The sequence below is a fragment of the Paenibacillus sp. CH40 genome (assembly GCF_024213605.1).
Taxonomy (GTDB): domain Bacteria; phylum Bacillota; class Bacilli; order Paenibacillales; family Paenibacillaceae; genus Paenibacillus; species Paenibacillus polymyxa_B.
In genome coordinates, this window is sequence record NZ_JANAVQ010000002.1 from 342,356 (window position 1) to 368,973 (window position 26,618).

Genomic DNA, 26,618 nt, shown 5'->3' on the forward strand with positions numbered 1-26,618 from the left:
ATTCATTTTCAGATGAAAATGATAACTATTCTCAATAAAATATACCTGTAGCTTTCCTTCCTGTCAACCTGTACATATGAATTCAGTCCCGCACTCTTACCTTCGAAAAAGCTCTTACTCTTTTAAAATGCGCCTATTAAATGGTCCGTAACAACTGCCTTTTCGTCAATTAATTGTACAGAAATCATGTCAAAGCGGATTGGAGCATCTCCAATCCCGTTCATATGCAAATATACAGCGGCTGTTTGGCGAACTTGGGCTATTTTACGCGCAGTAACTGATTCTGCTGGCGTTCCATATTTGGAGCTACTTCGACTACGTACCTCAATAAACACGAGTGTATGCTCCTGCTTGGCAATCAAATCTATTTCACCACTGCGGCATCGCCAATTACGCTCTATAATACGGTAACTCAAGTTTTCTAAAAACAAAGCCGCTGCCTCTTCGCCCATCGCTCCTTTGGCTTTCCGTTGATCCTTGCCTCCAGCCTTCATTTCATTCGACATCACCAGTCATCCCTTGATGCAAGCCGATCCATTTGATATATATAGGTAAGCACCTCTGCCACCAACTGATAGAGCTCAGCAGGGATTTGTTCGTCCAAATCGAGTTTGGATAGTACTTCAACCAACGCAGCGTCCTCCTGTACTGGAACACCATGTTCTTTAGCTTTTTCTAAAATGCTATCCGCAATACGGCCGCTCCCTTTGGCAACGACAATCGGTGCTTCGCTCTCACCAGGCGTATATTTAAGGGCGACCGCCTTCTTTATGGAAGGAGAAGGAGGTTCCAACGGCTCTTTCATATTTTAAGATCGACTCCTTTATACGGCTGAGGCACATAGCTTTGTACTTCAGAAGAGGCGAGACTGTTCTGTTCAGTTCTTATGGGCATGGGCTCGGCACGAAGCGATAGAAGTTGGTATCCTAGTGACTCCAACGCTGTGTGAATGGACTCACGCCCACTGGTTAACAACGAAGCAGCCCATTCATGATCATTATGGAGCTTGACACTTACAATCCGATCTACAACCTGGACATCTACCAAGGTCGGTCCAAGCCCCTTCATGTCCAAATCAAACCATAGACGACAGTTGGAGGCGTCCAGCTCTCCTCGTTTGCCGCGGCGGGACTGAATCTGGATCGTAGCTGTTTCACGACCGTCCGGTCCAACGAACGGTATAAACATGTGTACTTGTGCAAAAGGCGCCGTTCGGTCTGTGTTGAGCAGCAACTGCTGACCTGTCAGGTGCTGTACAACCTGCTGAGCCGCCTCTTTCAAAGCGGGCGGCAGATCGTCACTGCTCATCAGCTGGAGTAGCGCCCCTTTTACGGTGTCTGCGTCTGCTGACACCGTGTCCCCAGACGCAGCCGCTAATCCCGGCAGCGTCTGGGGCATTCCCTCTGGCGGCTCCATACGTGCCGCCGCCCCTTGCGCGACCTGTGTAGTCGCGCGGTGTACTTGCTGCTCGTGCTCTGCACCAAGCAGCTTCAGTACGCGGCCCACCCACGGGTCCTCCGTGGGGGTGAGCTGCGGGCTGGACGCCGCAGGCTGCGATGCAGCCGCGTCTGCGGCCCGCGAGGCGCCAGCCATTGGCTGCGCCACTTTCGTTGCGGGCGGCTCTTGCGTAGCCGTGCTCAGTACGGGCGGCACCGCCGCGCGTAGCTCTTGCAGCAGCGTACGTAGCCGCTGAAGCGGCACCTCTGACGCGGCAGTGTTGCCTGCCGTGGATTGCTGCGGCATAGAGCTACCAGCCTGCTGTGCGGTGGGACGGTCAGCCGTGGCCGCGGTTAAGGCTGTCTTTGCCCCCGCAGATTCTGCCGTGGCAGCCGCTGGAGCGCCATCCGCATCCTTAAGCTGTGTGCTTGCCGCAGTAGCTTGCTGTGACTGTGACTGCTCCACTCTGGTGCGAGGACCGTTTAATGCATCAGCACCCGATTCTGGAGCATTTACGCTAGCTTCCGATGCCACTGTCGCTCCGCGTCCATTGACTGTCCCCGCTTCTCCTGGAGCAGTCCCTTTGGCTGCAGATGTGGCCCCCGTCGCAGTATCTGAATCTGTTGCCAAAGCACTCGCTCCACTCACTGCAGCAGCAAGGTTGGCTGCTTGAGTCCCTTTTAACAATTCCTTGCCGCCTGTGGTTTGTCCAGCTTCTGCCTGCTTTGCAGCGGTAGAAGCATCCTTGGACAGTATGGGAGCTTGGCCTTCCTGTCCATCTACAACCACCCCGGAAGAAGCACCTGTTGGACTAGCAGGCATTCGATCAGCGCTCTTTATAGCTGTTGATCCCCCCACTGAACGGTCAGTGGATATTCCCTGTCCTTGCTGCTTTAATACCGCTTCAAGCTCTTGCTCCAGCGAAGACAACAGATCATTTAAAGGAGGCCCAAACATCGCTTGACGCAATCCGTTTATGCTTTCTGCCGTCAATGGAAGTCCCCGCTGAAAGGCAACTGCCGCCGCCTGTACAAACGTTCCCAATTGTACATTGCCGCTTTGCTTCGCCATAGCTTCTCGCAAAGACGCAGCATTTTCCGATGTCAACGGCACACCGTTCTTTTGCATTGCCTGTATAAGATCCCTGTTCTGAGCTGTATCCGGCAGTCCCACCGATTCCAATACATCTGTCAGCGCTACGGTTTGCTGTGGTGTATTGGCCACATCGTTCAGAGGCTTAAGCACCGTCATTCCGCTGGGGGAAGCCGGTTGAACCTGAAACGTTGTAGTCTGTCCAGGTTGAAGAGGGGTCTCCAGCTTTGCTCTGACCTGAGAACCTTGTATTTGCAACACAGCCTCGCTGCCGTCCTCAGACACCTTTAGCACGACTCCTCGTACAACCTGACCTGGCTGCATATCAAGTTTTTTAGCCTCTCCAGCCTTCACATCTCCAAGTAATCCACGAAATACAGATCCGATGTTCATATCGCCCCTCCTCTCACTCTCCCCCATTCAAAGGGGCTTATGGTATTAGTTATGCTTTATATCGGCATTATCCCGATTCATAATAAGTAACTACAGATCAAACAGCGTCGGTTGCTCCGTCAACAAATTGCCCAGAAAGCTGCGTCTATGCATCTTTGTAGGTCCTAGCGCCAAAATTTGTTCCCTGTGTAACTTGGTAGCGTAACCTTTATGTATACCGATCCCATATTCCGGATACTTCGCATCCCATTCACCTTTGCACAGCCGATCACGGGTTACCTTGGCGATGATAGAGGCCGCTGCAATAGACTGACTGTTGGCATCTCCTTTAATAATTGAGAGTTGAGGAATAGGCACATCTACCTTTTCTGCATCCACCAGTAAATAATCAGGAGACACATGTAAAGCCTCAATAGCCTGCTTCATAGCCAAACGAGCTGCTTGCTTAATATTGATATCATCAATCGTCTGCGCGTCTACATAGCCAACTCCTACTGCAATGGCCTTTTCCATAATTAGCTCGTAGTATGCTTCTCTCTTCTTGTCCGTCAATTTTTTGGAATCATCCACACCTTCCAGTAACTCACCCACTGGTAAAATGACTGCTGCGGCCACAACATCACCAAACAGGCATCCACGACCTACCTCGTCAATACCTGCAATCCGCTCACAAGACTGCTCCCAGCATTTTTTTTCATAATGTAGCATGTCCTTCACTACAATCTCTTTACCTTCCATATTCAATACCTGCCCATCTATATGTAGTTTAACGCGTCATTCATGCCGTAGCTCTAGCGATTGAACTCAGCTTACCACAGACCTTCATCGTCCAAAACCTTTTTTAACTGCCTTCAAATACCAAAAGAACCTTCCTCCTCTCCGGAGAGATGGGGAAGGTTCTTCCTTGCCACAAAATGCTATGTTCTCTATCGGTGTACCAGTAGAATCAGTAAGGAGCTTCCAAACTGAACCGTCCCAGCTTCCCTGCACGCAACTCACGCAAAATGATTTTTGACGCCTTTTCGAGATCCACACGTCCGCCGCTAACAATACAGCCACGTTTACGTCCGATCGCTTCCATGACGTTGACAATTTCATCAGGATTTTCTGTATCTTCAGGACGTTCGGTGAGCTCAAAGCGCTCTGCCAGTGCGTCCCAATAGTACTGAACCAAATATTTAGTCGCAAAAAAGGCAATATCCTCGACATTCAGAATTTCTTCCTTGATCGCACCTGTAACTGCCAGACGATAGCCTACATTCTGATCCTCAAATTTAGGCCATAGAATCCCTGGTGTATCCAGCAATTCAATTTCTCCAATCTTGATCCACTGCTGTGCCTTCGTTACCCCTGGACGGTCACCCGTAGCTGCAATATTACGTCCCGCCATTCGGTTGATCAGTGTCGATTTGCCGACATTCGGAATACCAACAATCAACCCACGCATAGGACGCGGGTTCATTCCCTTCCTAATCTGCCGATCTATCTTTTCCTTAAGCAGCAGCTTGGCCTGAATCGGAATTTCTTTTAGTCCCGTCCCAGTTGTGGCATCCACCGGAAAGGCCACATGCCCCTGCTCCTTAAAATAGGCAATCCATTGCTGTGATACTACCGGGTCCGCCAAATCTGCTTTATTCAAAATAATCATTCGCGGCTTGCCTTGCAAAATATCATCAATCATTGGATTTCGGCTAGAGAGCGGCAATCGAGCATCAATCAGCTCAATGACCAAATCAATTAACTTTAATTTTGCTTCAATTTGGCGGCGCGCTCTGGTCATATGACCAGGAAACCATTGAATCGTCACCGTCATCACCCCATTGATCGTAACTCCTACTTTTACCCTTAGGCTCTTAGTTAGGATTACGGCAGCTATGCTGCTTATTAGTTATTCTAGTGGTTAATCCACTGCATATCTTTTGCCGGCCAGAAAATAACGTCAGCCCGACCTACAACTTCCTTCAAATCAATATATCCAATCATCCGACTGTCTGTACTATTGGAACGGTTATCTCCCATTACAAAAATATGCCCCGCCGGAACTTTTCCATCCTTAAATTTCTCATTTGGAAAATTTGTAAACTTGTTGTAAAGCTCACCATTTTGATGCGCTTCTTCTAAAGGAGCTTTCAAGTAAGATTCCTGAATCGGCTTACCATTTACTGTAATCGTGTCACCTTCTACCTTGACCGTATCTCCTTCAACGGCAATGACGCGTTTGATAAAGTCTCTTCCTTCCTCCGGCACATGAAACACGATCACTTCCCCTGGTTTAGGGGCACGGAAATCATACAAAATCTCATTTACAATGACGCGTTCTCCGGTATGAAAGTTAGGCTGCATCGACGGGCCATCCACAATAAACGGCTTAAAGAGAAGCCAGCGGATTAAAAAGACAAGCACTAACGCAATAATGATGGCCTTGAGCCACTCAAAAATCTCATTTTTTGGTTTACGCTTGGGCGTACCATCCTGTTCAGTTGGCTGCTGTACAGCTCCTTGTCCTACTTCTTGCTCCATAGCTCACTGTCCTCTCTTTACGGTCAATAATCCACAGTTCCCTATGTACGTAGAAAAAACGAAAGGAGCTTGTAACCAAGCCCCTTTCGTTATTCGTTGTATTAACGACGAATTTCTTTAATTCTCGCTGCTTTACCGCGCAGTTCACGAAGATAATAAAGCTTCGCACGACGCACTTTACCACGGCGAGCCACGTCGATTTTATCGATTTTTGGGGAATGAAGCGGGAAAGTTCTTTCCACACCTACACCGTAAGAAATTTTACGAACTGTAAAAGTCTCACTGATTCCACCACCACGGCGTTTAATGACAACACCTTCAAACAACTGGATACGCTCACGAGTTCCCTCAATAACTTTCACGTGCACTTTCAAAGTGTCACCAGGACGAAAGTTAGGCAAATCTTTACGCAGTTGTTCTTCAGTGATCGCTTGGACGATATTCATCTATGACTCCCTCCTTCCGTACAGGTGTTCATGCTTCTTCCGGAAACACAACCGTTTCCTTCATCATCCACAGAGGACCACCGTATTACACACAACAGATGTATTGTATCATGGAGGATACCGCATTGCAACAACAAAAAGGGATTTGACCAAACATTATTTAATTGACTCCATTATAAAACAGGTCACTGCCTGCTTTCAAATCCACTCATGCCTAAGACGCTTTATTGCTTATCCCCCAAACAGTCAGATTTGCGCTGCTCCTCAACCCACACGCGCTCCTTGCCTGTCAGTTCAACCTGTTCCAACAGGTCTGGTCGGCGTTCCATCGTGCGACGTAACGCCTCTTGGCGTCTCCAAGAATCAATATTGACGTGATGCCCTGACAGGAGTACATCAGGAACTTTCCAGCCCCGAAACTCCGCAGGCCGGGTATAATGGGGGTACTCCAGCAGCCCGGTACTAAACGAGTCCGTTACCGCACTCGTTTCGTTCCCCAGCACTCCTGGTAGCAACCGTGTCACACTGTCAATGACGGCCATGGCTGGAAGCTCACCACCAGTCAACACATAGTCTCCGATAGAAAGCTCATCCGTCACCAAATGCTCTCGAATACGCTCATCATAACCCTCATAATGCCCACATATAAAAATAAGATGGTCCTCTTTGGCCAGCTCTTCCGCTTTCTTTTGCGTAAAAGTCTCGCCTTGTGGACACATCAAAATGATACGCGGAGATTTTATGTCTGTGTTACGTTCTATCCCTTCATGTTGAATAACTTCATCGGCAGTTTCTAATGTTGATTCCTCAGATTTATCCAACAGCGCTTCCACGGCAGCAAAAATAGGGTCAGGCTTCAAAACCATGCCGCCCCCACCGCCATAGGGCGTATCATCCACTTGTCCATGCTTGTTGCCGGCATACTGACGAAAATTAACCGCTTGCAGTGATACAATTCCCTTATCCCTTGCTTTTCCCAGAATGCTTGCATTAAATACTCCATCAAACATCTCTGGAAACAGGGTCAGCACATCTACCCGCATTACAGCAGACCTTCCATCAACCGTACCGTAACCCGTTTTTCGCGCACGTTTACATCCAAAATAACATCCTCTATATACGGCAATAGCAGTTCCTTGCCTTTAGGCATTTTGACTACCCATACATCATTGGCTCCCGGAGTCAAAATTTCTTTGACCACGCCGAGCTCATTTCCGTCTTCGGTCACCACTTCCATGCCGACTACTTCATGAAAATAGAATTCATTTTCTTCCAATTCGCCTAACCGCTCAGCAGATACCTTCAACAAAGTACCTTTATATTTTTCAACTTCATTGATATTGTGATATTCCTTAAATTTAGCGACAACCATATTTTTTTGAAAACGCGCTGTTTCAATAGTTACGGGAATCGGGGCTTTACCTTCAGCCGGAACAATCAAAAGTTCACTACCTTTAGCAAAGCGATCCTCTGGGAAATCTGTCGTCGTTAATATTTTAAGCTCCCCACGTATTCCATGGGTGTTCACAATTTTTCCGACATTAAACAATTGTTGCATCGTGTTCCTCCTGCTTGTAATCGGTCCCGCTCCATATCATCTTCATCATGTACGAAAAAGGGTTAGGACATACATCCTAACCCACTTTCGTATATCTTTAAGATATGATGTCTACGGTAACCCGTTTATCCATCTTAACGGCTGCTGATGCAACCACAGTGCGAAGCGCCTTGGCGATACGACCCTGCTTACCAATGATTTTGCCTACATCCTCAAGATGCACACTAAGCTCATATACAACAAGCCGATCCTTCTCCAAGGTCTTCACGGTTACATCTTCCGGATGATCGACTAAAGCCTTAGCAATGATTATCACTAATTCTTCCATGGTTGACCCTCCGTATCAGCACCTTATTTCTGTAGTTTAGACTCATGAAACTTTTTCATTACGCCCGCTTTGCTAAGCAAGTTACGGACTGTATCGGATGCTTGTGCACCATCTTGCAACCATTTCAGCGCTTTATCTTCATCAATTTTTACAACCGCTGGTACTGTGATTGGGTTGTAGTAACCGATTTCTTCGATAAAACGACCGTCACGCGGGGAACGAGAATCAGATACCACGACGCGATAGAAAGGAGCTTTATGTGCACCCATACGTTTCAGACGAATACGAACTGCCACGAAAATTCACCTCCTTCAAAAAGTAGACTGTATATTGTTATCCCATAATTCCAAGGGCCTATTGGCCTTAGCGGAAAGGAAACTTCATACCTTTACCCATACTCTTCAACTGCTTCATAGCCTTGTTTTTTCCACCCTTAGGTCCCATCATATCTGAGAACTGCTTCATCATACGACGCATTTCGTCAAATTGCTTTATCAAACGATTTACCTCAGCCAGTGATGTTCCACTGCCTACAGAAATACGTTTGCGTCGGCTATGATTAATCATGTCTGGGTTTTGCTTTTCCTGTGTGGTCATAGAATGAACGATAGCCTCAATCCGGCCCATCTGTTTGTCATCCACTTTGATATCTTTCATTTGCTTCATGTTGCCCATACCGGGAATCATATCAAGAATCTGGTCGATTGGGCCAAGCTTCTTAACTTGATCCATTTGCTCCAGAAAATCTTCAAAAGTAAACTCGGCATTACGCATTTTCCGTTCCATTTCCTTCGCCTTATCGGCGTCGATATTGGATTGCGCTTTTTCAATCAGGGACAACATATCACCCATGCCTAAAATCCGTGAAGCCATCCGTTCAGGATGAAACGGCTCCATCGCATCCAGCTTTTCACCCAATGTAGCAAACTTGATTGGGCATCCCGTCACAGCCTTAACTGATAAAGCTGCACCACCACGAGTGTCACCATCCAGCTTCGTTAGTACAACTCCCGTTAACTCCAAACTATTATTAAAGTGCTCCGCAACGTTAACCGCGTCCTGCCCCGTCATGCTATCTACAACCAGTAGAACTTCATCCGGGTTGACGTTGGTATGAATCTGGCGCAACTCTTCCATGAGCTCTTCATCAACATGAAGACGACCAGCGGTATCTATAATAACGTAGTCATTACCATTATCCTTAGCATGCTGCAAACCCTGTTTTGCAATTTCTACCGGGCTTGTCTGATCCCCCAGTGTAAATACAGGAGTATTAATCTGCTCCCCAAGAACCTGAAGTTGCTTGATCGCGGCTGGCCTATAAATATCACCAGCTACAAGCAATGGACGATGATTTTGCTTTTGCAGCAATTTCGCCAGTTTACCAGACGTCGTCGTCTTACCTGCGCCCTGGAGACCCACCATCATAATGACCGTAGGCGGTTTGTTTGCTTTGGCAAGCTTGGCCTGACTGCCACCCATCAACTCGGTCAGTTCTTTGTTCACGATGTCGATGATGACCATGCCTGGCGTAAAGCTGTCCATCACTTCCTTACCAACGGATTTCTCCTTTACCTTGGCAATAAAGTCCTTTACAACCTTGAAGTTAACGTCCGCCTCAAGCAAAGCTAATCGTACTTCACGCATCGCCTGAGCTACATCATCCTCAGACACTTTTCCTTTACCGCGCAGTTTACTGAATACATTTTGCAAGCGAGTCGATAATCCTTCAAATGCCATACTTTCGCACCTCCTTGTCTACCAGGGTTGTTTATTCTTAATCTATATGTCCTACAGTTCCTGCAGGCGATTTACAATTTGATGAACATGTTGCAGAATGCCTTCATCGGACTCACCGATTTTACCGAATGCCTCATACAACGTCTTATTTAATTCTTCGAGATCTTGTATTCTACGCTCATACTTGCTTAGCAAACCAAGCTTTTCCTCGTACATTTCCAATACCTGTTCAGCACGTTTAATATGTTCATATACTGCCTGACGGCTAATTTGAAATTCCGATGCAATTTCCCCTAAAGAAAAATCATCATGGAAGTAATATTTTAAAAACATCTGTTGCTTCTCTGTAAGCAGAGGTTCATAGAAGTCAAACAGTCGGTTAATCCGGTTTGTCTTTTCCAGCCGATTCTCCTGACTCATCTTGTATACCTCCATCGTCAAGGAAAAACACTTTACAGTTCTTTTCAACGTTCCTTATGATACATAAAAGAAAAGAAGATGTCAAGCGTTATCCCTTGTCATACAAAAAAAAGCCGATCCACTGCCCTCAAACGGAAGTACGGATCGGCTTTTTGCCCACTGTTACTTAAACCCTTACTGGAGTAAGATACAGCAGAACAGCCAGAAAATGAAGTATGCTGCCTGCCAAAACAAACAGATGCCAGATCGCATGGTGATATGGAAATGCCCGCCACACATAGAAAATTGTGCCCAACGTATACATAAGACCACCTACGAACAATAACGTCATCCCTCCGGCGGGAACAGTCGCAACCAGAGGATTCCAGGCAATGGTGATGAGCCAGCCCATCACAATGTAAAACACGGTAGACATAAACAGGAAGCGCTTGGTGAAGAACGCCTTGAACAACACACCAAACAGTGCAATCCCCCAAATCACTCCAAACAATGTCCATCCCAGAGTACCTCGCAGTGCAACGAGCATAAACGGGGTGTAGCTACCTGCAATGAACAGGTAAATGCAAGAATGATCGAATATTTCGAACAAATCCTTCATTTTCCCTTCACGCAGGCTATGAAGCAACGTTGAATTGGTGTACAACAGCAACATCGTAATCCCGTAAATCGTAAAGCTGACGACATGCCAAGTGGTTCCTTTCAAGCTAGCAAAAACAATGAGTAAAACAAGCGCTGCCACGCTTAAAACGGCTCCAATTCCATGTGTAATGGCGTTGGCTACTTCTTCCCGTCGGGAGTAAGTATAGGTGTTTGCCATCGGTTTTTCACCCGGCTTCCTTATTTATATTTTACATACAACATACGTTACATATACGGCATCGACAGACCTCTTGCTTTCATTATACATCTGGGCGAACTTGAACAGCAACAGGATGGCTACTTAGTCCCAAACGTAACATAAAAGCCTACTTTAAACGTATCAGTTCTGTTCTTCCTCGTCTGCAGCAGTTGCTTCGACGGTCTCTTCCTGAATCAACCCCGCAAACAACGCATGAACGAATTGCTCGGAATCAAACGGTTGAAGATCATTCACTTTTTCACCTAAGCCCACCAGCTTAACAGGCAAATTCAGCTCCTGACGGATGGCCACAACAATCCCGCCCTTCGCTGTACCATCCAACTTCGTTAGTACCAGCCCGGTTACACCGCTTTTCTCACCAAACAGCTTGGCTTGGTTAAGTGCATTTTGTCCAGTCGTCGCATCAAGTACCAACAACACTTCATGAGGAGCATCTGGAATTTCGCGTTGGATCACGCGGAAAATTTTGTTCAGTTCCTCCATCAGATTGCTTTTATTCTGAAGACGTCCAGCGGTATCACACAACAAAACATCCACTTGACGCTGCTTGGCAGCCTGTACGGCATCAAACATAACCGCAGCCGGATCGGAACCGGATTGCTGCTTAATAACCTCTACACCTGCCCGTTCGCCCCAGACCTCCAACTGTTCAATCGCACCCGCCCGGAACGTATCTCCAGCAGCCAATAATACTTTTTTGCCCTCTTGTTTAAAACGGTGAGCTAACTTGCCAATGGTTGTCGTTTTGCCGACGCCATTGACTCCCACGAATAGAATGACTGTAATCCCGTCAGCGCTCATTTTGAGCTGACTATTGTCATTCCCCCGCAGCAACTCGGACAGCTTTTCCGACAATACAGGCTGTAATTCCGATGCGTCCTCAATTTTGCGCTTTTTCACTTCTTCTCGCAGGTCTTCAATGAGGTTCATAACCGTGTTGACGCCTACGTCCGCTCCGATCAGAATTTCTTCCAGTTCCTCATAAAATTCCTCATCAATCTTTTTACGGCGAATCATCAAGTCCGTTACTTTTTCAACAAAACCTTTACGTGTTTTTTCCAAACCATCTTTGAACTGTTTTGTGACAGATTCAGTTTTGTTTGCAATGCTTTCCTTCAATTTCCTAAAGAAACTCATGGATTCCCTCCGTTGGTCTGAAAGTATGTTATTTAATGTCAGGCAATCTCAGCTTCATCGTTGTCTAGCTTGACAGATACGAGTTTGGAAACCCCGCCTTCCTCCATCGTAACCCCGTACAGCACATCTGATTCTTCCATTGTGCCCTTACGGTGTGTGACTACAATGAACTGTGTCTGCTCCGAGAATTCCCGTAAATACTGGGCAAAACGCACCACGTTTGCTTCGTCCAATGCAGCCTCTACTTCATCGAGTACACAGAATGGAACAGGTTTAACGTGTAAAATGGCAAATAGTAACGCCATCGCTGTTAACGCGCGCTCACCGCCCGACAGCAGCTGCAAGTTTTGCAGTTTTTTGCCCGGTGGCTGAGCTACGATGTCAATTCCCGTCTCCAATAAGCGTTCCGGGTCAAGCAGCACGAGATCAGCACGTCCGCCTCCGAACAGCTTGGAGAATACCGTTCCAAATTCGCGCCGAATAGCATCGAACGTAGTCTTAAAGCGCTTGGACATTTCTTCATCCATTTCACGAATAACTTGATAAAGTGTTGTCTTGGCCTCCACCAAATCAGACTTTTGCTCATCAAGAAACGTATAACGCTCATGCACACGCTGGTATTCTTCAATGGCGCCCAGATTCACCTCACCCAACGCAGAAATACCCCGTTTGAGCCTCTCTACCTCGCTCTGCGTACCTTCAATATCTTCCGGTATAGGGTAACGCTGCTTGGCTAACTCATAGCTGAGTTCATAATCATCACTTAATTTTTTCAGAACGTTTTCCAGTTCCACATCAAGCCGATTTACTCCAATTTCCGTTTGACGAAGCAACTCCTCCACTGACTTGAGCTGAATTCGCTGTTCTTTCGTATCGTTCTCAGCCACTTCAAGCTTTTTGGACAAGCTGCTGCGTGCAGCCCGTTTGAATTCCAATTGCTGTGCGGCTTCTTCCTTTTTCAAACGGTATTGATTTAGACTTTCAATCTGTTTCACGGTCTCCTGCTCATTGGTCAGCAAATCTGCTTCGATGGAAGCAAGCAAGGTTTTGTTTTGTCTCGAATCCTTACCAAGAGTATCATAATCCCCACGCAATCTGCGCAGCTGCTCTTCCAAAGAAAAGCGCTCTTGGTCCAGCTTTCCTTCTCTTACCTTAAGATTCGTGAGCTCTCCTTGCAGCTGCTCTTTGGCAGATTCGTTGGCTTTACGGGCAAATTCAGCAGCGTGAATGGCCTGATGCGTTTTCTTTTCTTCTTCCTCCAGCGCAGCCAACTTTATCAACGCTTCTTCACGGGAAGTTTCCAGTTCCTTGATTTCCTGATCAAAGCCCTTTTTCTCCTGACCAGACGCAGCGACCTGCTCTAGAACATGACGAAGTTCATGCTCCAATTGCTTGAGCTCCATTGCCATCTGCTGCTCTTCGCCGCGCTTCACATCGCCGCCGTGACGAAGCTCGTCCAGACGGGTCTGTGTCTCCTCCAACTGGCGTTTGGTATCTATTGCACTCTGGCGCAACCTTGCAATTTGCTGCTCCGTATCTACAATGTCTTGATCCAACTGATCCAGCTGACGTTTGCGTCCAAGCAGATTAGCATTTTTCTTGAACTGGCTTCCCCCAGTCATGGAACCCCCTGCATTGACAACATCGCCTTCCAAAGTGACAACGCGGTATCTATATTGGCAACGGGCCGCAATATGGTTTGCATCTTCCAACGTACGGGCAATGACCACATTCCCCAAGAGACTGCCTACAATTCCGGCATATCGATCATCATACTGAACAAGATCTGCACCGATTCCGACAAAGCCTTCGGCTCCTTCTGCAATTTGGCGTTCTCCTGCACCGATTTGACGCGGACGAATAACATCCATAGGCAAAAATGTCGCTCTGCCCAGTTGACGTTGCTTTAGAAAACTGATCGCCTGTCTGGATACGGATTCATTTTCCATCACGATATGCTGAACTGAAGCACCCAAAGCGGTTTCCATCGCCTGCTCTAAATGCTCAGGCACCCGAATCAGTTCCGCTACCGCTCCATGCACGCCGTGCAAGGTTTCTTTTCGTGCAGCCTTCAATACCTCTTTAACTCCAAGCATGAAGCCGTCAAAGTCATCCTGCATTTCCTTCATTGTATCTCGCCGTGAAATTTGAGCCTCACGTTTTTGTTCCCATTTACGAACCGTACCCTGGTTTTCTTCCAGTAGTTTTTGCAGGGCCTGGTACTTTTCACTTCCCTGAATATAGCCACTACGCAAACTACTGATTTCCTGCCCCAGCTTCTGAACCGCAGCTTCCAATCCCTTTTTGCGCTGTTCAAGTTGTACTTTCTGGGCTTCCCATTTGCCGGATTCGTCACTTACGCGAGTCACACGCCGTTCCAATGCTTCCTTCTGTTGGTCTGTATAACGAATTTCGTTACGCGCCTGCGCCATCTGATTCATCAGCTCCAGCAGACCACCCTTTAGGCTTTCTTCCTGCTCCTGGCTGATTCCACCTGTAACACCAATCAGTTTGGCCTCTTCGTCAGACAGCCGCGCACGCAACTCGTCAAGCTCTACATTCAGTGCAGACAGTTTTTCGTTCAGCTGATCCAGTTCACTCCTGCGCTCGGAATGCCGTGATTCGCTTGTGCTAAGTGATAAGATCAATTGTTCCCGATTAGCCTCCAGATTGCGTGTGCGCTCTTTGAGCAATTCGCCGTAGCCTTCACTTTTCTCCGTCGCTTCACTGTATTGCAGCAGATCCCTTTGCAACTGCTCTACCTGCTCTTCCAGCTGGCGCAATTCGTTGCGGTCGCTTTCCAGCATCGCATCGTGTCGGGACACCACCGTAGACAACTGAAGCTGCTCCTGCTGCAACAGAGCTAGTTTGGAAGTCGCATCGCTCCACGAAGTATGAATTTGTTCAATTTGATGGACGTACATTGAAATTTCTTTTGATTTCAATTCACCGCGCAGCTCTTTAAAATGAATCGCCTTTTCAGACTGCTCCTTAAGCGGTCCAATCTGATCCTCCAGTTCACTAACCAAATCGTGAATACGCAGCAAATTTTGCTCCGTTTCATCCAGCTTGCGAACCGCATCTTTTTTACGCGATTTATATTTTACGATACCCGAAGCTTCCTCAAAAATACCTCGACGATCCTCAGATCGGGTACTCAGAATTTCTTCAATGCGTCCCTGCCCAATAATTGAATAAGCTTCTTTACCAATGCCTGTATCCATAAACAGCTCTGTAATATCTCGGAGTCTGCATGATTGCCGATTAATGAAATATTCACTATCCCCACTTCGATGTACACGTCGCGTTACCGTGACCTCACCAAAATCCAGAGGCAACGCCTGATCTTCATTATCCAACGTAAGCGATACTTCACCGTAATTAACAGCCTTACGAGCATCACTACCCGCAAAAATAATGTCCTCCATTTTGCCGCCACGCAGTGATTTGGCACTCTGTTCGCCCAGCACCCAACGAATTCCGTCGGAAATATTACTTTTTCCGCTTCCGTTGGGTCCGACGACTGCCGTAATGCCGCGGACAAATTCCATTTCCGTTTTATCTGCAAACGATTTGAAGCCCGCCAGCTCAATGCGCTTTAAAAACATGCTCAATCTCACCTCTAACATTTCAAATATGCTTGTACAACACCGTATACCTGATTGATATGAATTATCCCTATTGTAGCATAAACTAGCTTGTATAAAGCACAGTACCGACACTCACATTACACCAGCAAAGCCACGAAAAAAGAGCAAAACGCAGTCCATTCGCCATTACGGGCCGGGACTCCCCGCGGACTGCCCTTTGCTCTTACTTTGTGCCCCCTGCTTGCGTAACCCGTCCGGGCTGCTCAGGTACCGATTACGATTCTGCCAGCTTCAAACGGTTTAAAGCTACTGCCGCCGCTTGCTGCTCAGCTTCTTTTTTGGAGCGTCCCGTACCTGCCCCTAGCCGTTCGCTGTCCATATATACCTCAGCTACAAACTCGCGCTCATGGGCTGGTCCGCGCTCCTCTACAATCTTGTATTCAAGCATCCCCATGTTATGATGCTGCGTCAGTTCCTGAAGCTCTGTTTTGAAATCACTCATCTGAAGCTTACCGTTTAATACAATTTGAGGAAAAATATAACGTTCCAAAAACGAACGGACGGCCTCCAGACCCTGATCCAAATAAAGCGCACCTACGAACGCTTCGAATACATCAGCCAACAGAGCCGGACGAGTACGTCCACCTGTCAACTCTTCACCTTTTCCAAGCAGTACATATTGCCCGAACTCAAGCCCGACAGCAAATTTCACCAGAGAAGGCTCACAGACAATAGCTGCACGCAACTTGGTGAGTTCGCCTTCGGGTCGGTTAGGGTACTGATTGTACAATTGCTCGGACACCGTCAGTTCCAGAACAGCGTCACCTAAAAATTCAAGACGCTCATTGTCTGCATGCTGACTGAACCGATGTTCGTTTACGTAGGAAGCGTGCGTAAAGGCCTGCTTCAGAAGCTGCCGATTGTTGAATTGAATATGAAGTTTCTGCTGTAATTGCTTCAAGTCTCCACTCAACGAACTGACCCCTTATGCTTCATATTTTTTTAGAATAACCGTAGCATTGTGACCGCCAAAACCAAAGGAATTGGACATAACCACATTCAGTTCCGCTTTTCTCGGCTTATTAGGTACATAATCAAGATCGCATGCCGGGTCTTGATTATCCAAATTAATCGTTGGCGGAATCGTCTGATGCTGAAGGGCGAGACCACAGATCACGGCTTCAACGCCGCCCGCTGCACCCAATAAATGCCCTGTCATCGACTTGGTTGAGCTGATCGCTACCTTATAGGCATGCTCTCCAAGCGTTTTCTTAACTGCTTCCGTTTCGGATTTATCACCGACTGGTGTAGATGTACCATGTGCATTGATATAATCAATCTCTTCAGGATTCAATCCAGCATCACGGATCGCCATTCTAATGCAGCGTGCCGCTCCCTCTGGATCAGGCTCCGTCATATGATGGGCATCGCCAGAAAGACCGTAGCCAATCACTTCACCGTAAATACGCGCACCACGCTTCAAAGCATGATCCAACGATTCCAGAATAAGAACACCAGAGCCTTCGCCCATAACAAACCCGTCTCTTTCGGTATCAAAAGGACGACTTGCCTTTTGAGGCTCGTCATTACGCGTGGACATCGCTCGCATGGAACAAAATCCAGCCATACCAATCGGACGAATAGTGGCCTCAGCTCCTCCGCAAATCATGGCGTCTGCGTCACCGCGCTGAATCATGCGGAAGGAATCGCCAATAGCATGACTGCCTGTGGCACATGCCGTAACTGGTGATGTATTAGGGCCTTTAGCACCGAGTGAAATCGATACTTGACCGGAACCCATATTAGCAATCATCATCGGGATGAAGAAAGGGCTTACGCGTTTAGGTCCTTTTTCAATCAGTGCGTTGTGCTGATCTTCCCAAGTTCCCAATCCGCCAATACCGGAACCGACAGATACACCAACACGCTCAGCGTCCGCATTTTCTCCGATTACAAGTCCGCTGTCCTCAAGCGCCAACTTACTAGCAGCAACCGCAAACTGCACAAAGCGGTCCATTTTACGCGCATCCTTACGTTCAATATAATCCTCTGGATTAAAATCTTTAATGGAAGCGGCTATTTTCGTAGTGTACTCACTTGTATCGAAAGCTTCGATTTCACTGACGCCGGATTTCCCAGCCATCAGATTATCCCATAGTGTGTTCAAATCCTGTCCCAGCGAAGTGATTACACCCATTCCTGTTATGACAACACGTTGTTTCAAAGATAATCACCTCTATGTCTACTGCATATTGTATTTTAAGACCGCACACTCTTGTGCGTAAAAATAATATAGAATCAACTAAAGTTAGTAATGCCGCATACTTCTCAGCCTTTGACTAAGTGAAGCTGAGCCAAACTCAAAAACACGCGGCAATTCCGTCTTTAGTTCAATCTGTATAATTAGGAGAAAGTCCCGCCTGTAACAGAACGGGACTTTTGATGACATGAATTAGGTATGAGATTGTATGTACTTCACAACTTCACCTACAGTTGTAATTTTCTCTGCATCTTCATCAGAGATTTCCATATCAAACTCATCTTCCAATTCCATTACCAATTCAACTACATCGAGAGAATCAGCGCCTAAATCATCTTTAAAAGATGCTTCAAGTGTAACTTCGGCTTCGTCGGCTCCCAAACGGTCAACGACAATGCGTTTTACGCGCTCCAATACATCGGACATCCGGCTCACCTCCTCTTAGGTATTATACGAAAATTACAATTAAAATGCCATAGAAGAGAGTTTTCATTGACAACTCTTCATCGGGGCATGCGGATTGGCAACATGCTACTACATATACATGCCGCCATCCACATGCAAAGTCTGGCCCGTCATATATGAGGAAGCATCCGAGGCCAAGAACAGCACCACGTCAGCAATTTCCTCAGGCCGTCCAAGACGGGCCAGCGGTATACCGCTAAGCATATTGTCACGCAAATCATCAGCCAGTACCTGCGTCATCTCAGTATCGATGAATCCAGGAGCCACACAGTTCACTGTAATACCTCTCGACGCAAGCTCTCGAGCAGAGGATTTGGTAAGACCAATTACCCCTGCTTTAGCAGCAACGTAGTTGGCTTGTCCTGCGTTGCCAAGTACACCGACCACGGAGGAGATATTGATAATTCGGCCAGAACGCTGCTTCATCATTGGACGTGTTGCCGCCTTAAGACAATTAAACACACCCTTCAGATTCGTTTCGATCACCTGATCGAATTCCTCTTCCTTCATGCGCATGATTAAATTATCTCTTGTTATGCCGGCATTATTCACCAGGACGTCAATCTTGCCCCAAGCGCCAATCACATCCTTGATCAACTGATCTGCTTCGTCAGCGCGACCGACATTAGCCTGAACTGTAATAGCCTCTACACCTTTGGCACGAATCTGCTCTGCTACCTCAGTCGCAGCCGCTTCACTACCAGCATAGTTTACTGCCACATTAGCGCCTGCTTCAGCCAGCGCCAGCGCGATACTACGGCCAATTCCGCGCGACGCTCCCGTAACGAGCGCCGTTTTTCCACTCAATGGCTTAGACATCATAGTCCCCCCTTGCAAGTATATAACCCGTTAAGGCAATGATTATACTTTTAACGGGCCTCCAAGGCTTCCGTTACAGAAGCAAACGACTCCAGGCTGCTTATATTATACAGCTTAACCGTTTTGTCGATTTTTTTAACCAGTCCAGTCAAAACACTTCCCGGTCCAAACTCAACAAAGGTGTCAACACCTTGTTCTAGTAGCCATGTTACACTGTCTTCCCACAGTACCGGAGAATAGACCTGATCCACCAACAGTTGGCGGATTTCGCTCCCCTCACGTACAGGTTTAGCTGTTACATTGGCAACAACCGGAATCTGAGCTTTGGAGAAATTTACAGCCCCCAACTTGCCGGAGAGCTTGGTCGCTGCTTCCTTCATCAATGACGAGTGGAAAGGACCGCTAACCTCCAGAGTAATAGCGCGCTTGCCTCCTGCTTCCTTCACACGTTCAGCGACAGCAGCTACGCCCTCCTTCGTACCAGATACAACAATTTGTCCGGGACAATTGATGTTGGCTAGTTCGACCAGTTGACCAGACTCCGTAATATCACGGCACAATGCTGCCAATGCTTCACGATCAGCTCCCAACACAGCAGCCATCCCGCCTTGCCCATCAGGAATGGCCTGCTCCATGAACTCGCCACGTGTACGAACGATCTCAACCGCATCCTCAAATGCGAGGACACCGGAAGCGACTAGCGCGCTGTATTCTCCTAGACTGTGTCCAGCCACGTAATCGGGATGAATGCCCATTTTTTCCTTGAACGCTTCATACAACGCAATGCTCGCCGTTAACAGTGCAGGCTGCGTATTGGATGTTTGCTTCAAAGCTGTGTCCGGCCCTTCAAAAATCAGTGCGCTTAGTGCGAACCCTAACCGTTCGTCCGCTTGGCGAAATACTTCTGTTGCAGCTGGAACTGCTTCATAAGCATCTTTAGCCATACCTACAGCTTGTGAACCCTGACCGGGAAATATAAATGCCGTTTTGCCCATCGTGTATGCACCTCTCTGTATCCAATGCTTGTCCTGTAAAACACTACACAAATTCAATATTATATCAAAACTTCCAACTAATTACCAGACAAGAACCGACGCTCCCCAGGTCAAGCCACCGCCAAAGCCCACCATTAATACACGGTCGCCTTCCTTCATGCGGCCTTCCTCAGCTGCTTCCACAAGAGCGAGAGGGATTGATGCTGCAGATGTATTCGCATATTTATGAACATTAACAACTACCTTTTCCTCTGGTAAATCCAGACGTTGCATCGCCGATTGGATGATGCGAATATTGGCTTGATGCGGAACGAACAGATCAATATCATCTTTGGACAGCCCTGCTTTTTCCAACACATCAACCGTTGCCGTTCCCATAACACGAACCGCGAACTTGAACACTTCGCGTCCGTTCATGTATATGTAGTGCTGTTTATTTTCCAGTGTGTCTGCACTCGCAGGCAAACGCGAGCCTCCTGCTTCCAACTTGAGTAAGCTGCCTCCGGCACCTTCAGCCCCGAGATCAAAGGATTGGAATCCTCTACCTTCAGGCACTTCGCCAATCACTACAGCTCCTGCACCATCTCCGAATAGAACACAGGTATTGCGGTCGGTATAATCTGTAATCCGAGAAAGACAGTCTGCCCCAATGATTAATGCATTATTATAAATACCTGTCTTAATGAAGCTCGTTGCCGTAGCCAGTCCGTATACAAAACCCGAGCATGCCGCAGACAAATCGAAAGCTGCTGCGCCTTTGGCTCCCAATTTGTCCTGAAGAATGCAGGCAGTTGACGGAAATGCCATATCCGGTGTAACCGTAGCTACAATAATTAAATCCAGATCCTGTGCCGTCATACCCGCGGACTCCAACGCCTTAATTGCTGCTTCATAAGCTAAATCAGATGTAGCCTGTTCTGGAGCCGCAATATGGCGCTCCTGAATCCCTGTACGGCTGACAATCCATTCATCACTCGTTTCTACGATTGCTTCCAAATCTTTATTGGTTAGAATTTTCTCAGGTACGTATTTCCCTGTTCCGATAACACCAACCGGCCGTAATTTATTCATATCGTCACTCACTTCCTGCTGATTTCCTTGGATATACTTTCCACCAACCGGTTTTGCAAGGCCGTACGAGCCTGCCTTACCGCATTTTTGACGGCAACGCCGTCAGACGAACCGTGACTTTTCAGGACGAGTCCACTCAAACCCAGCAAAGGAGCCCCGCCATGCTCTTTATAATCCAATTTACCTTTCAGACTGCGAAGCTCAGGCATAATCAAGGCTGCCGCAAGCTTGGTCTTCAAGGATTTGGTGAATTGCTCTTTTAAGAGAGAAAATATGGCTCCTGCTGTACCCTCCAGTGATTTTAGCATGATATTTCCAGCAAATCCATCACACACCAGTACATCGCAATTCCCGGTTAACACATCTCTCGATTCAACATTACCCACAAAATTGACAGGTAATTGCTCAATAAGTGGAAATGCCAACTTCGTCAGTTCATTGCCCTTCCCAGCTTCAGTCCCCACATTCAGCAGACCCACCCTTGGAGAAGTCACACCGTGAACTTTCTGACGATACAGACTCCCCATCAGTGCATACTGGGCAAGATGCTCAGGCTTGGCATCCATATTGGCTCCCAAGTCAAGCGCCAGAATACCCTGATCATCAATCGTTGGTATCATCGGCGCAAGAGCCGGACGTTCAATGCCTTCCATTCTTCCAACCACCAGCAACCCTGTGGTCATTAGCGCGCCTGTATTACCTGCGGATATCATGGCATCCGCTTCGCCTTCTCTGACCATTCGACCAGCCACGACCATCGAAGCATCCTTTTTACGGCGCACTGCCTTTACAGGCTCGTCCTGCGCATCTATCGTTTCGGATGCATGGCGAATGCTGAGGTTCGTCGGCAACGCCCTACCGTTCAGAACCGATTCAATTCGTTCCCGGTCACCAACCAGCGTAATGTCCGTATCCTTCCATTCCGCCGCCGCAGATAGCGCGCCCTCTACTGTCGCCTCAGGAGCATTATCTCCCCCCATGGCATCAATGGCGATCCGCATGCTGACTTCCTCCTTCGCTATACTCTTCCTCCGTGGAGCGATAAATGACAAAGTTGCCTTGGAACACCATTTCTTCTCCTACGTAGGCAAAGACTTCCACTTTAGCCTTCCCTTTTTGTTCTGGATTGGAGCGTACATATGCCTTGGCAATGCACTTCTCACCTAAATGAACCGGGCGGACAAAGCGTATATCCGCTGACGCGGTCAATGCTATCTCATCATTAATCACGGCAACGGCCAATGAATTGGCCTGGGCAAATACATAATGCCCCCGCGCAATGCCAGTACGCGAAAAAATATGTTCCTCTTTAATCTCAAAAATCGAAATACCGCTTCGATCCAACTGTAGATCAACGATATCCCCGATCACTTCATGCAAAGGCAAGGAACGAACCTGGTCGTAGGAGCGCTCAGCCATCAGCTTTAGCCGTTCCCGCAATTCCGGGATTCCCAGCTCCATCCGGTCCAGCCGAATAGTCTGAATACTTACCTTCAGCTGTCTTGTCAATTCCTGATCCGTTACGAACGGATTATCATCAATTAATTGAGTCAGCCGCTGCTGTCTCTGTCTCTTCGGCAAACGTTCGATGTCAGTGACGCCTCCTTTCCCTACAATAAACTGTCGTTCAGACGACAGTTTGGGTTACTTTACTTCACTTTCTAACGGCGAGACTTCAAGCCGATTTGTCTTCTTGTATGTATAAAGGAACCCCTTCGGCCCTTCTTTCTTAGAACCTGGTACTAAAACAGTATATAGCATGCTGACGTAAAAAGGAAGCATGCAGACAAAAAAAGTAGCGCCTCACTGAAGTGAAGCGCTACTCTTTCTGCGAAGATTCCAAAGAATCCGCTTATCGGACATTATTGAGAGATGATCTCTCTAGCTTTGTACGTTCCGCAAACTTTGCACACATGGTGAGCAAGTTTCAATTCGCCGCATTCGGAGCATTTCACCATACCTGGTACTGCCAGTTTAAAGTGAGTACGACGTTTGTCGCGACGAGTTTTGGATGTTCTCCGTTGAGGTACTGCCATTCTTCCCACCTCCTTAACCAGATCAACCCCGCATAACGGGTATGACTTCTTATCTCATTCAAGACTGAAAGAAAATGCTAGAAGCTATTATCTTACAGCCGGTGAATCAAGCCTGCAACATCCACGCATCGGTTCAGTAACTCTCCGGCACAAGCGGATGATGATTTTTCAGAATTGAACTCAATTCTCATTTAAAAAAATCCTTAAGCCCTGCCAGACGCGGATCAATCTTTTCCGTATTGCCATCGCTACTGTCATCGGAGCCAATACTCCAGTTTTGTCCGGTCTTTGGTGCGATTCCCTGACAATCCTCACTGCACAAAGGCGCAAACGGCACATGCAGTACAAACAGTTCTTCACAATACGGTGCAATGTCGAAGGAGTCCTCCGTCACTGCGATAAAATCGCCATCTTCATCCTCCTCTTCAACACTCGAAGAGGTTTGCTTGAACCGTTCACGGAATTCAATCTTTAAATCCTCGTGCATCGGGCTTAAACAGCGTGAGCACAGCATGTCCAGACCTGCGGTCAACGTGCCTTCCACGCTTATCAAGCCTTGACCCAGACTAACGGCGACCAAGTCGGTCTCCAGCGGGGAAACGGCCGTAACATCAGCACGATCATCCACCAATTCACTCACATTAAGAGATTCACGGATAGGAAAAGGACCGTCACTTGTTGCTACTTTGCGAAAAAATAGTTGCATCACTATCACTCCAAACAAACAAAAATTATTATACCGACTGATCGAGTCGTTTGTCAACACCTTTCACTTTACACCACTCACAAATCCACCGGTTTTCCAATGGTTCGACAAGTTTTATGCAGAAGCAAAAATGCATTGTGCTAAACATGTACTGATGAGTATTCGTACCCCCGCCACTCTTCGTGTACAATAATGCGAGTATAAAGCTTTTTCGTCCAGGTCTCAATGGTCTTGTTCATGCCGACGATGAAAAATCAGTATAGCTGCCCTGAAAACAAATCATTCACGGGTACTTAACCATTATTATCAAAAGGGTTACCCAATAAGCTACTTTAAGAAAGGAGCCGACTACGGTCTTGAAAACACTCGGTATGATTGTAGAGTACAATCCCCTGCATAACGGACATGTCCATCACTGGGGGGAATCTCTTCGCATCACTGGTGCACAGCGCACAGTGGCTGTGATGAGTGGTCCTTTCCTTCAGCGGGGTGAACCCGCGATTACAGACAAATGGTCCCGCACCGAAATGGCACTCGCCATGGGTGTGGACCTAGTTCTGGAGCTGCCTGTGGCCTATGCCGTCCAGCCTGCAGAATGGTTTGCCCGCGGGGCGGTCGCCCTGCTCCATGCGACGGGCATCGTCGACGCGCTCTGCTTCGGCAGCGAAAGCGGAGACATCGCCCCGCTGCGCGCGCTGGCTCGCGTGCTGGCGGCAGAGCCGGCCGAGCTCAAGGCTGGCATCGCGAAGCGCCTAAGCAGCGGCACGAGCTATCCTGCTGCCTACGCGGGAGCCGCAGCCGCGCTCGCGGCCGAAGGAGCGGACGGCGCTGCGCTCGCCGCCCTCATGCAGCAGCCCAACAATACGTTGGGGCTGCATTATTTGATTGCGCTGGAACGGCTGGGCAGCACAATCAAGCCCTTCACGGTAGCCCGCACAGGATCGGGCTACCACGAAGCCGTGGCCCCTGCGGACGGAGTCATCGCCAGCGCCACGGCCATCCGCCGTCTGCTGCTGGACGGCGGGCCGGAAGCCGCGTCGCCGTACATACCTGCGGCGACACTGGAGATTTTGCGGCGCGAGTGGCAAGCTAAACGCGCGCCGCTGCACTGGGAAGCGTTCAGCCAGCCGTTGCTGAACGCCCTAATCACACGTAGCCCACAGCAGCTGGCGGAGCTGCACGAGGTCACCGAAGGGCTGGAGCATCGTCTGCGGCAATCGCTGTACACGCTGCCCCAGCCTTCTGTGGAGGCCCTGCTCACCGCGATCAAGACAAGGCGGTATACTCGTACGAAGCTTCAGCGGATGTGTGCACATATTTTGCTGAATCATGCCAAAGCCGATATGACTCCGGATAAGCTGGCGAAAGGTCCGGGCTATATCCGCGTGCTCGGCTTTAACAGGGCTGGACGCGAGCTGCTGGCACGTATGAAGCAAACAGCCACCCTTCCAGTATGGGTCAAGCTGTCTGCCGGATCACATCCCCACCTGGACTGGGATACAGCCGCAGCCGCCATACACGCAGCCGGGATGCCACGTCCTGTCATCCGCGGCATGTATGCTGATTACTTGCGACCGCCCATTATGGTTTGATGGGCAGCTTTTCCATATAATTCAGCGCATCGCCAAGCTTGCGAACCGAAACAAGCTTCATCCGGCTTCCCATTTGCTCAGCTTTGGCCTTGGCCTCTTTATAATTATCCGCAGGGACGAAAAACAATTCTGCACCCTGACGGTCAGCAGCAACTATTTTATACTTTGCACCACCAATCGCTCCAACCTGACCGTCCTTATCAATAGTACCCGTACCGGCTACACGATATCCCTTACTCAGATCACCTGGTGTCAGTTGGTTATAGATTTCCATGGTAAACATCAAACCTGCCGAAGGACCGCCAACATCCGTAGATGTAAAATGAATCGTTTTACGTTCGTCCTTCGGCTCTACCTTCTGTACCGTGGCAATACTGACGCCAAATCCAGAACGTTGCTTACCCGTCTCACTGTCCGTGATGGTCGTTAAGGGAGCTTGCACGGTCAGCAACTTTCCATCGCGCTTTAGCTTCACTTTAGCCATTTTTCCCGATTTTTCGTCCTCTAAAGCCTTCCGAATGGAACGATTATCGGTCACCCGCACGCCGTTCAGCTCCAATATTTCATCTCCAGGCTCAAACACGCTGTTCGATCCCGGGACCTTAAATACATACACATAATCCGGCACAATGCGATAGGGAACATGGGCACGGGTGTAGGCAGCCTCCATCGCGGAAGATTGGGAATCCCCCATATACCATACCTGCTCTGCCGCATATTCGTCTTCACTTCTTCCATGCAGACGATCCTCTTTGCGCTGAATCTCCGAATTGCGGTCCAGCTTGGACAGGCCCAACATAATAACATTGGCATAACGCGCCGATACCGTCGTCATCATAAAGGTCCCCCGTTCGATGCTGTCACCCTCCCGGACTTTAACCATCGGTTTGATCTCGTTAGCCCCACCTGGTCCATAGATCAGATAAGGGGTTGGCATATAGACCAGCACATAGACCATTGCAGCCAGCATTAAGACATAACCGGTTGTAAAAAAAACTCTTTTCCGGTTTATTCGTTTCATTGCTTCTCCCCCCCTTGCAGCCTAACTTCTCCTATCTTATCCAAGTGCCTCTGCGCCACCTGTTCTCAAGCCTTCCGAAAAAGCATACATTGTTTACGACAACGTATACGAACAACCTATCCCAAGACAACGA

At 48.1% G+C, this 26,618-nt stretch carries 28 protein-coding genes; 1 reads left to right on the plus strand and 27 read right to left on the minus strand.

What is annotated here, in order from left to right:
- Positions 1-122: 122 nt before the first annotated feature.
- From NLX73_RS08010 to NLX73_RS08135, 26 genes are all read right to left on the minus strand, one after another.
- The gene (locus tag NLX73_RS08010) at positions 123-506 is read right to left on the minus strand and encodes a YraN family protein (RefSeq protein ID WP_254325836.1); all 384 of its coding nucleotides are present in this window, start codon (positions 504-506) and stop codon (positions 123-125) included.
- Positions 506-805, minus strand: a complete 300-nt coding sequence (locus NLX73_RS08015) for an EscU/YscU/HrcU family type III secretion system export apparatus switch protein (protein ID WP_023988176.1) — start codon at positions 803-805, stop codon at positions 506-508. The genes NLX73_RS08010 and NLX73_RS08015 overlap by 1 nt, the downstream gene beginning before the upstream one ends.
- Positions 802-2,922 carry a DNA ligase gene (locus NLX73_RS08020; RefSeq protein WP_254325837.1) on the minus strand — a complete coding sequence of 707 codons (2,121 nt, stop codon included), beginning with the start codon at positions 2,920-2,922 and terminating at the stop codon, positions 802-804. The genes NLX73_RS08015 and NLX73_RS08020 overlap by 4 nt, the downstream gene beginning before the upstream one ends.
- Before the next feature lie 90 nt (positions 2,923-3,012).
- On the minus strand, positions 3,013-3,660 hold the full coding sequence (locus tag NLX73_RS08025) for a ribonuclease HII (RefSeq protein ID WP_254325838.1): 648 nt from the start codon (positions 3,658-3,660) through the stop codon (positions 3,013-3,015).
- Positions 3,661-3,868: 208 nt separating this feature from the next.
- Positions 3,869-4,729 carry a ribosome biogenesis GTPase YlqF gene (ylqF, locus tag NLX73_RS08030; protein WP_069292106.1) on the minus strand — a complete coding sequence of 287 codons (861 nt, stop codon included), beginning with the start codon at positions 4,727-4,729 and terminating at the stop codon, positions 3,869-3,871.
- An 86-nt stretch (positions 4,730-4,815) separates the two neighbouring features.
- Positions 4,816-5,442 carry a signal peptidase I gene (gene lepB, locus NLX73_RS08035; RefSeq protein ID WP_061832000.1) on the minus strand — a complete coding sequence of 209 codons (627 nt, stop codon included), beginning with the start codon at positions 5,440-5,442 and terminating at the stop codon, positions 4,816-4,818.
- Positions 5,443-5,543: 101 nt separating this feature from the next.
- Positions 5,544-5,888 carry a 50S ribosomal protein L19 gene (gene rplS, locus NLX73_RS08040; protein WP_010346403.1) on the minus strand — a complete coding sequence of 115 codons (345 nt, stop codon included), beginning with the start codon at positions 5,886-5,888 and terminating at the stop codon, positions 5,544-5,546.
- 224 nt (positions 5,889-6,112) lie between these two features.
- Entirely contained in the window at positions 6,113-6,931 is an 819-nt protein-coding gene (trmD, locus tag NLX73_RS08045; protein WP_061832001.1) for a tRNA (guanosine(37)-N1)-methyltransferase TrmD, read from the minus strand.
- Positions 6,931-7,446 carry a ribosome maturation factor RimM gene (gene rimM / locus NLX73_RS08050; RefSeq protein WP_069291714.1) on the minus strand — a complete coding sequence of 172 codons (516 nt, stop codon included), beginning with the start codon at positions 7,444-7,446 and terminating at the stop codon, positions 6,931-6,933. The genes trmD and rimM overlap by 1 nt, the downstream gene beginning before the upstream one ends.
- Before the next feature lie 97 nt (positions 7,447-7,543).
- Positions 7,544-7,774 carry a KH domain-containing protein gene (locus NLX73_RS08055; RefSeq protein ID WP_254325839.1) on the minus strand — a complete coding sequence of 77 codons (231 nt, stop codon included), beginning with the start codon at positions 7,772-7,774 and terminating at the stop codon, positions 7,544-7,546.
- Between the two features lie 23 nt (positions 7,775-7,797).
- Complete coding sequence (rpsP, locus tag NLX73_RS08060; protein ID WP_013309862.1) at positions 7,798-8,070, minus strand: 30S ribosomal protein S16; 273 nt, start codon at positions 8,068-8,070, stop codon at positions 7,798-7,800.
- Between the two features lie 67 nt (positions 8,071-8,137).
- On the minus strand, positions 8,138-9,514 hold the full coding sequence (gene ffh, locus NLX73_RS08065; RefSeq protein ID WP_061832003.1) for a signal recognition particle protein: 1,377 nt from the start codon (positions 9,512-9,514) through the stop codon (positions 8,138-8,140).
- 51 nt (positions 9,515-9,565) lie between these two features.
- The gene (locus NLX73_RS08070) at positions 9,566-9,934 is read right to left on the minus strand and encodes a putative DNA-binding protein (protein WP_069291713.1); all 369 of its coding nucleotides are present in this window, start codon (positions 9,932-9,934) and stop codon (positions 9,566-9,568) included.
- Between the two features lie 166 nt (positions 9,935-10,100).
- A complete protein-coding gene (gene trhA, locus NLX73_RS08075) occupies positions 10,101-10,751 on the minus strand; it encodes a PAQR family membrane homeostasis protein TrhA (RefSeq protein ID WP_013309859.1) in 651 nt (216 codons plus the stop codon).
- A gap of 162 nt (positions 10,752-10,913) precedes the next feature.
- Positions 10,914-11,930, minus strand: coding sequence for a signal recognition particle-docking protein FtsY (gene ftsY, locus NLX73_RS08080; RefSeq protein ID WP_061832006.1), 1,017 nt, complete (start codon positions 11,928-11,930; stop codon positions 10,914-10,916).
- 38 nt (positions 11,931-11,968) lie between these two features.
- Positions 11,969-15,538 (minus strand): chromosome segregation protein SMC, encoded by a 3,570-nt coding sequence (gene smc / locus NLX73_RS08085; protein WP_254325840.1) that lies wholly within the window; start codon positions 15,536-15,538, stop codon positions 11,969-11,971.
- A gap of 256 nt (positions 15,539-15,794) precedes the next feature.
- A complete protein-coding gene (rnc, locus tag NLX73_RS08090; RefSeq protein WP_013309856.1) occupies positions 15,795-16,493 on the minus strand; it encodes a ribonuclease III in 699 nt (232 codons plus the stop codon).
- Between the two features lie 12 nt (positions 16,494-16,505).
- Positions 16,506-17,744, minus strand: coding sequence for a beta-ketoacyl-ACP synthase II (fabF, locus tag NLX73_RS08095; RefSeq protein WP_061832008.1), 1,239 nt, complete (start codon positions 17,742-17,744; stop codon positions 16,506-16,508).
- 228 nt (positions 17,745-17,972) lie between these two features.
- Complete coding sequence (locus tag NLX73_RS08100; RefSeq protein ID WP_007429985.1) at positions 17,973-18,206, minus strand: acyl carrier protein; 234 nt, start codon at positions 18,204-18,206, stop codon at positions 17,973-17,975.
- 108 nt (positions 18,207-18,314) lie between these two features.
- Positions 18,315-19,064 carry a 3-oxoacyl-[acyl-carrier-protein] reductase gene (fabG, locus tag NLX73_RS08105; RefSeq protein WP_254325841.1) on the minus strand — a complete coding sequence of 250 codons (750 nt, stop codon included), beginning with the start codon at positions 19,062-19,064 and terminating at the stop codon, positions 18,315-18,317.
- Between the two features lie 50 nt (positions 19,065-19,114).
- Positions 19,115-20,059, minus strand: a complete 945-nt coding sequence (gene fabD, locus NLX73_RS08110) for an ACP S-malonyltransferase (protein ID WP_254325842.1) — start codon at positions 20,057-20,059, stop codon at positions 19,115-19,117.
- An 81-nt stretch (positions 20,060-20,140) separates the two neighbouring features.
- Positions 20,141-21,130, minus strand: coding sequence for a beta-ketoacyl-ACP synthase III (locus tag NLX73_RS08115; protein WP_069291709.1), 990 nt, complete (start codon positions 21,128-21,130; stop codon positions 20,141-20,143).
- 8 nt (positions 21,131-21,138) lie between these two features.
- Complete coding sequence (gene plsX / locus NLX73_RS08120) at positions 21,139-22,131, minus strand: phosphate acyltransferase PlsX (protein WP_061832012.1); 993 nt, start codon at positions 22,129-22,131, stop codon at positions 21,139-21,141.
- Entirely contained in the window at positions 22,115-22,711 is a 597-nt protein-coding gene (gene fapR / locus NLX73_RS08125; RefSeq protein WP_007429980.1) for a transcription factor FapR, read from the minus strand. The genes plsX and fapR overlap by 17 nt, the downstream gene beginning before the upstream one ends.
- 281 nt (positions 22,712-22,992) lie before the next feature.
- Entirely contained in the window at positions 22,993-23,166 is a 174-nt protein-coding gene (gene rpmF / locus NLX73_RS08130; RefSeq protein ID WP_007429979.1) for a 50S ribosomal protein L32, read from the minus strand.
- Positions 23,167-23,353: 187 nt separating this feature from the next.
- Positions 23,354-23,872 (minus strand): YceD family protein, encoded by a 519-nt coding sequence (locus NLX73_RS08135; RefSeq protein WP_254325843.1) that lies wholly within the window; start codon positions 23,870-23,872, stop codon positions 23,354-23,356.
- A gap of 356 nt (positions 23,873-24,228) precedes the next feature.
- On the opposite strand from NLX73_RS08135, the gene NLX73_RS08140 reads away from it, so the two are divergent.
- The gene (locus NLX73_RS08140) at positions 24,229-25,464 is read left to right on the plus strand and encodes a nucleotidyltransferase (RefSeq protein WP_254325844.1); all 1,236 of its coding nucleotides are present in this window, start codon (positions 24,229-24,231) and stop codon (positions 25,462-25,464) included.
- Here NLX73_RS08140 and NLX73_RS08145 read toward each other — a convergent pair.
- The gene (locus tag NLX73_RS08145; protein ID WP_061832137.1) at positions 25,454-26,485 is read right to left on the minus strand and encodes a YlbL family protein; all 1,032 of its coding nucleotides are present in this window, start codon (positions 26,483-26,485) and stop codon (positions 25,454-25,456) included. The genes NLX73_RS08140 and NLX73_RS08145 overlap by 11 nt on opposite strands.
- Positions 26,486-26,618 lie beyond the last annotated feature (133 nt).

Bases quoted from the DNA above. Each gene is read 5' to 3' on its own strand.
- NLX73_RS08010 (WP_254325836.1), bottom strand. From the start codon at position 506: ATGTCGAATGAAATGAAGGCTGGAGGCAAGGATCAACGGAAAGCCAAA.
- NLX73_RS08015 (WP_023988176.1), bottom strand. From the start codon at position 805: ATGAAAGAGCCGTTGGAACCTCCTTCTCCTTCCATAAAGAAGGCGGTC.
- NLX73_RS08020 (WP_254325837.1), bottom strand. From the start codon at position 2,922: ATGAACATCGGATCTGTATTTCGTGGATTACTTGGAGATGTGAAGGCT.
- NLX73_RS08025 (WP_254325838.1), bottom strand. From the start codon at position 3,660: ATGGAAGGTAAAGAGATTGTAGTGAAGGACATGCTACATTATGAAAAA.
- lepB (WP_061832000.1), bottom strand. From the start codon at position 5,442: ATGGAGCAAGAAGTAGGACAAGGAGCTGTACAGCAGCCAACTGAACAG.
- rplS (WP_010346403.1), bottom strand. From the start codon at position 5,888: ATGAATATCGTCCAAGCGATCACTGAAGAACAACTGCGTAAAGATTTG.
- trmD (WP_061832001.1), bottom strand. From the start codon at position 6,931: ATGCGGGTAGATGTGCTGACCCTGTTTCCAGAGATGTTTGATGGAGTA.
- rimM (WP_069291714.1), bottom strand. From the start codon at position 7,446: ATGCAACAATTGTTTAATGTCGGAAAAATTGTGAACACCCATGGAATA.
- NLX73_RS08055 (WP_254325839.1), bottom strand. From the start codon at position 7,774: ATGGAAGAATTAGTGATAATCATTGCTAAGGCTTTAGTCGATCATCCG.
- ffh (WP_061832003.1), bottom strand. From the start codon at position 9,514: ATGGCATTTGAAGGATTATCGACTCGCTTGCAAAATGTATTCAGTAAA.
- NLX73_RS08070 (WP_069291713.1), bottom strand. From the start codon at position 9,934: ATGAGTCAGGAGAATCGGCTGGAAAAGACAAACCGGATTAACCGACTG.
- trhA (WP_013309859.1), bottom strand. From the start codon at position 10,751: ATGGCAAACACCTATACTTACTCCCGACGGGAAGAAGTAGCCAACGCC.
- ftsY (WP_061832006.1), bottom strand. From the start codon at position 11,930: ATGAGTTTCTTTAGGAAATTGAAGGAAAGCATTGCAAACAAAACTGAA.
- smc (WP_254325840.1), bottom strand. From the start codon at position 15,538: ATGTTTTTAAAGCGCATTGAGCTGGCGGGCTTCAAATCGTTTGCAGAT.
- NLX73_RS08100 (WP_007429985.1), bottom strand. From the start codon at position 18,206: ATGTCCGATGTATTGGAGCGCGTAAAACGCATTGTCGTTGACCGTTTG.
- fabG (WP_254325841.1), bottom strand. From the start codon at position 19,064: ATGTCTAAGCCATTGAGTGGAAAAACGGCGCTCGTTACGGGAGCGTCG.
- fabD (WP_254325842.1), bottom strand. From the start codon at position 20,059: ATGGGCAAAACGGCATTTATATTTCCCGGTCAGGGTTCACAAGCTGTA.
- NLX73_RS08115 (WP_069291709.1), bottom strand. From the start codon at position 21,130: ATGAATAAATTACGGCCGGTTGGTGTTATCGGAACAGGGAAATACGTA.
- plsX (WP_061832012.1), bottom strand. From the start codon at position 22,131: ATGCGGATCGCCATTGATGCCATGGGGGGAGATAATGCTCCTGAGGCG.
- rpmF (WP_007429979.1), bottom strand. From the start codon at position 23,166: ATGGCAGTACCTCAACGGAGAACATCCAAAACTCGTCGCGACAAACGT.
- NLX73_RS08135 (WP_254325843.1), bottom strand. From the start codon at position 23,872: ATGCAACTATTTTTTCGCAAAGTAGCAACAAGTGACGGTCCTTTTCCT.
- NLX73_RS08145 (WP_061832137.1), bottom strand. From the start codon at position 26,485: ATGAAACGAATAAACCGGAAAAGAGTTTTTTTTACAACCGGTTATGTC.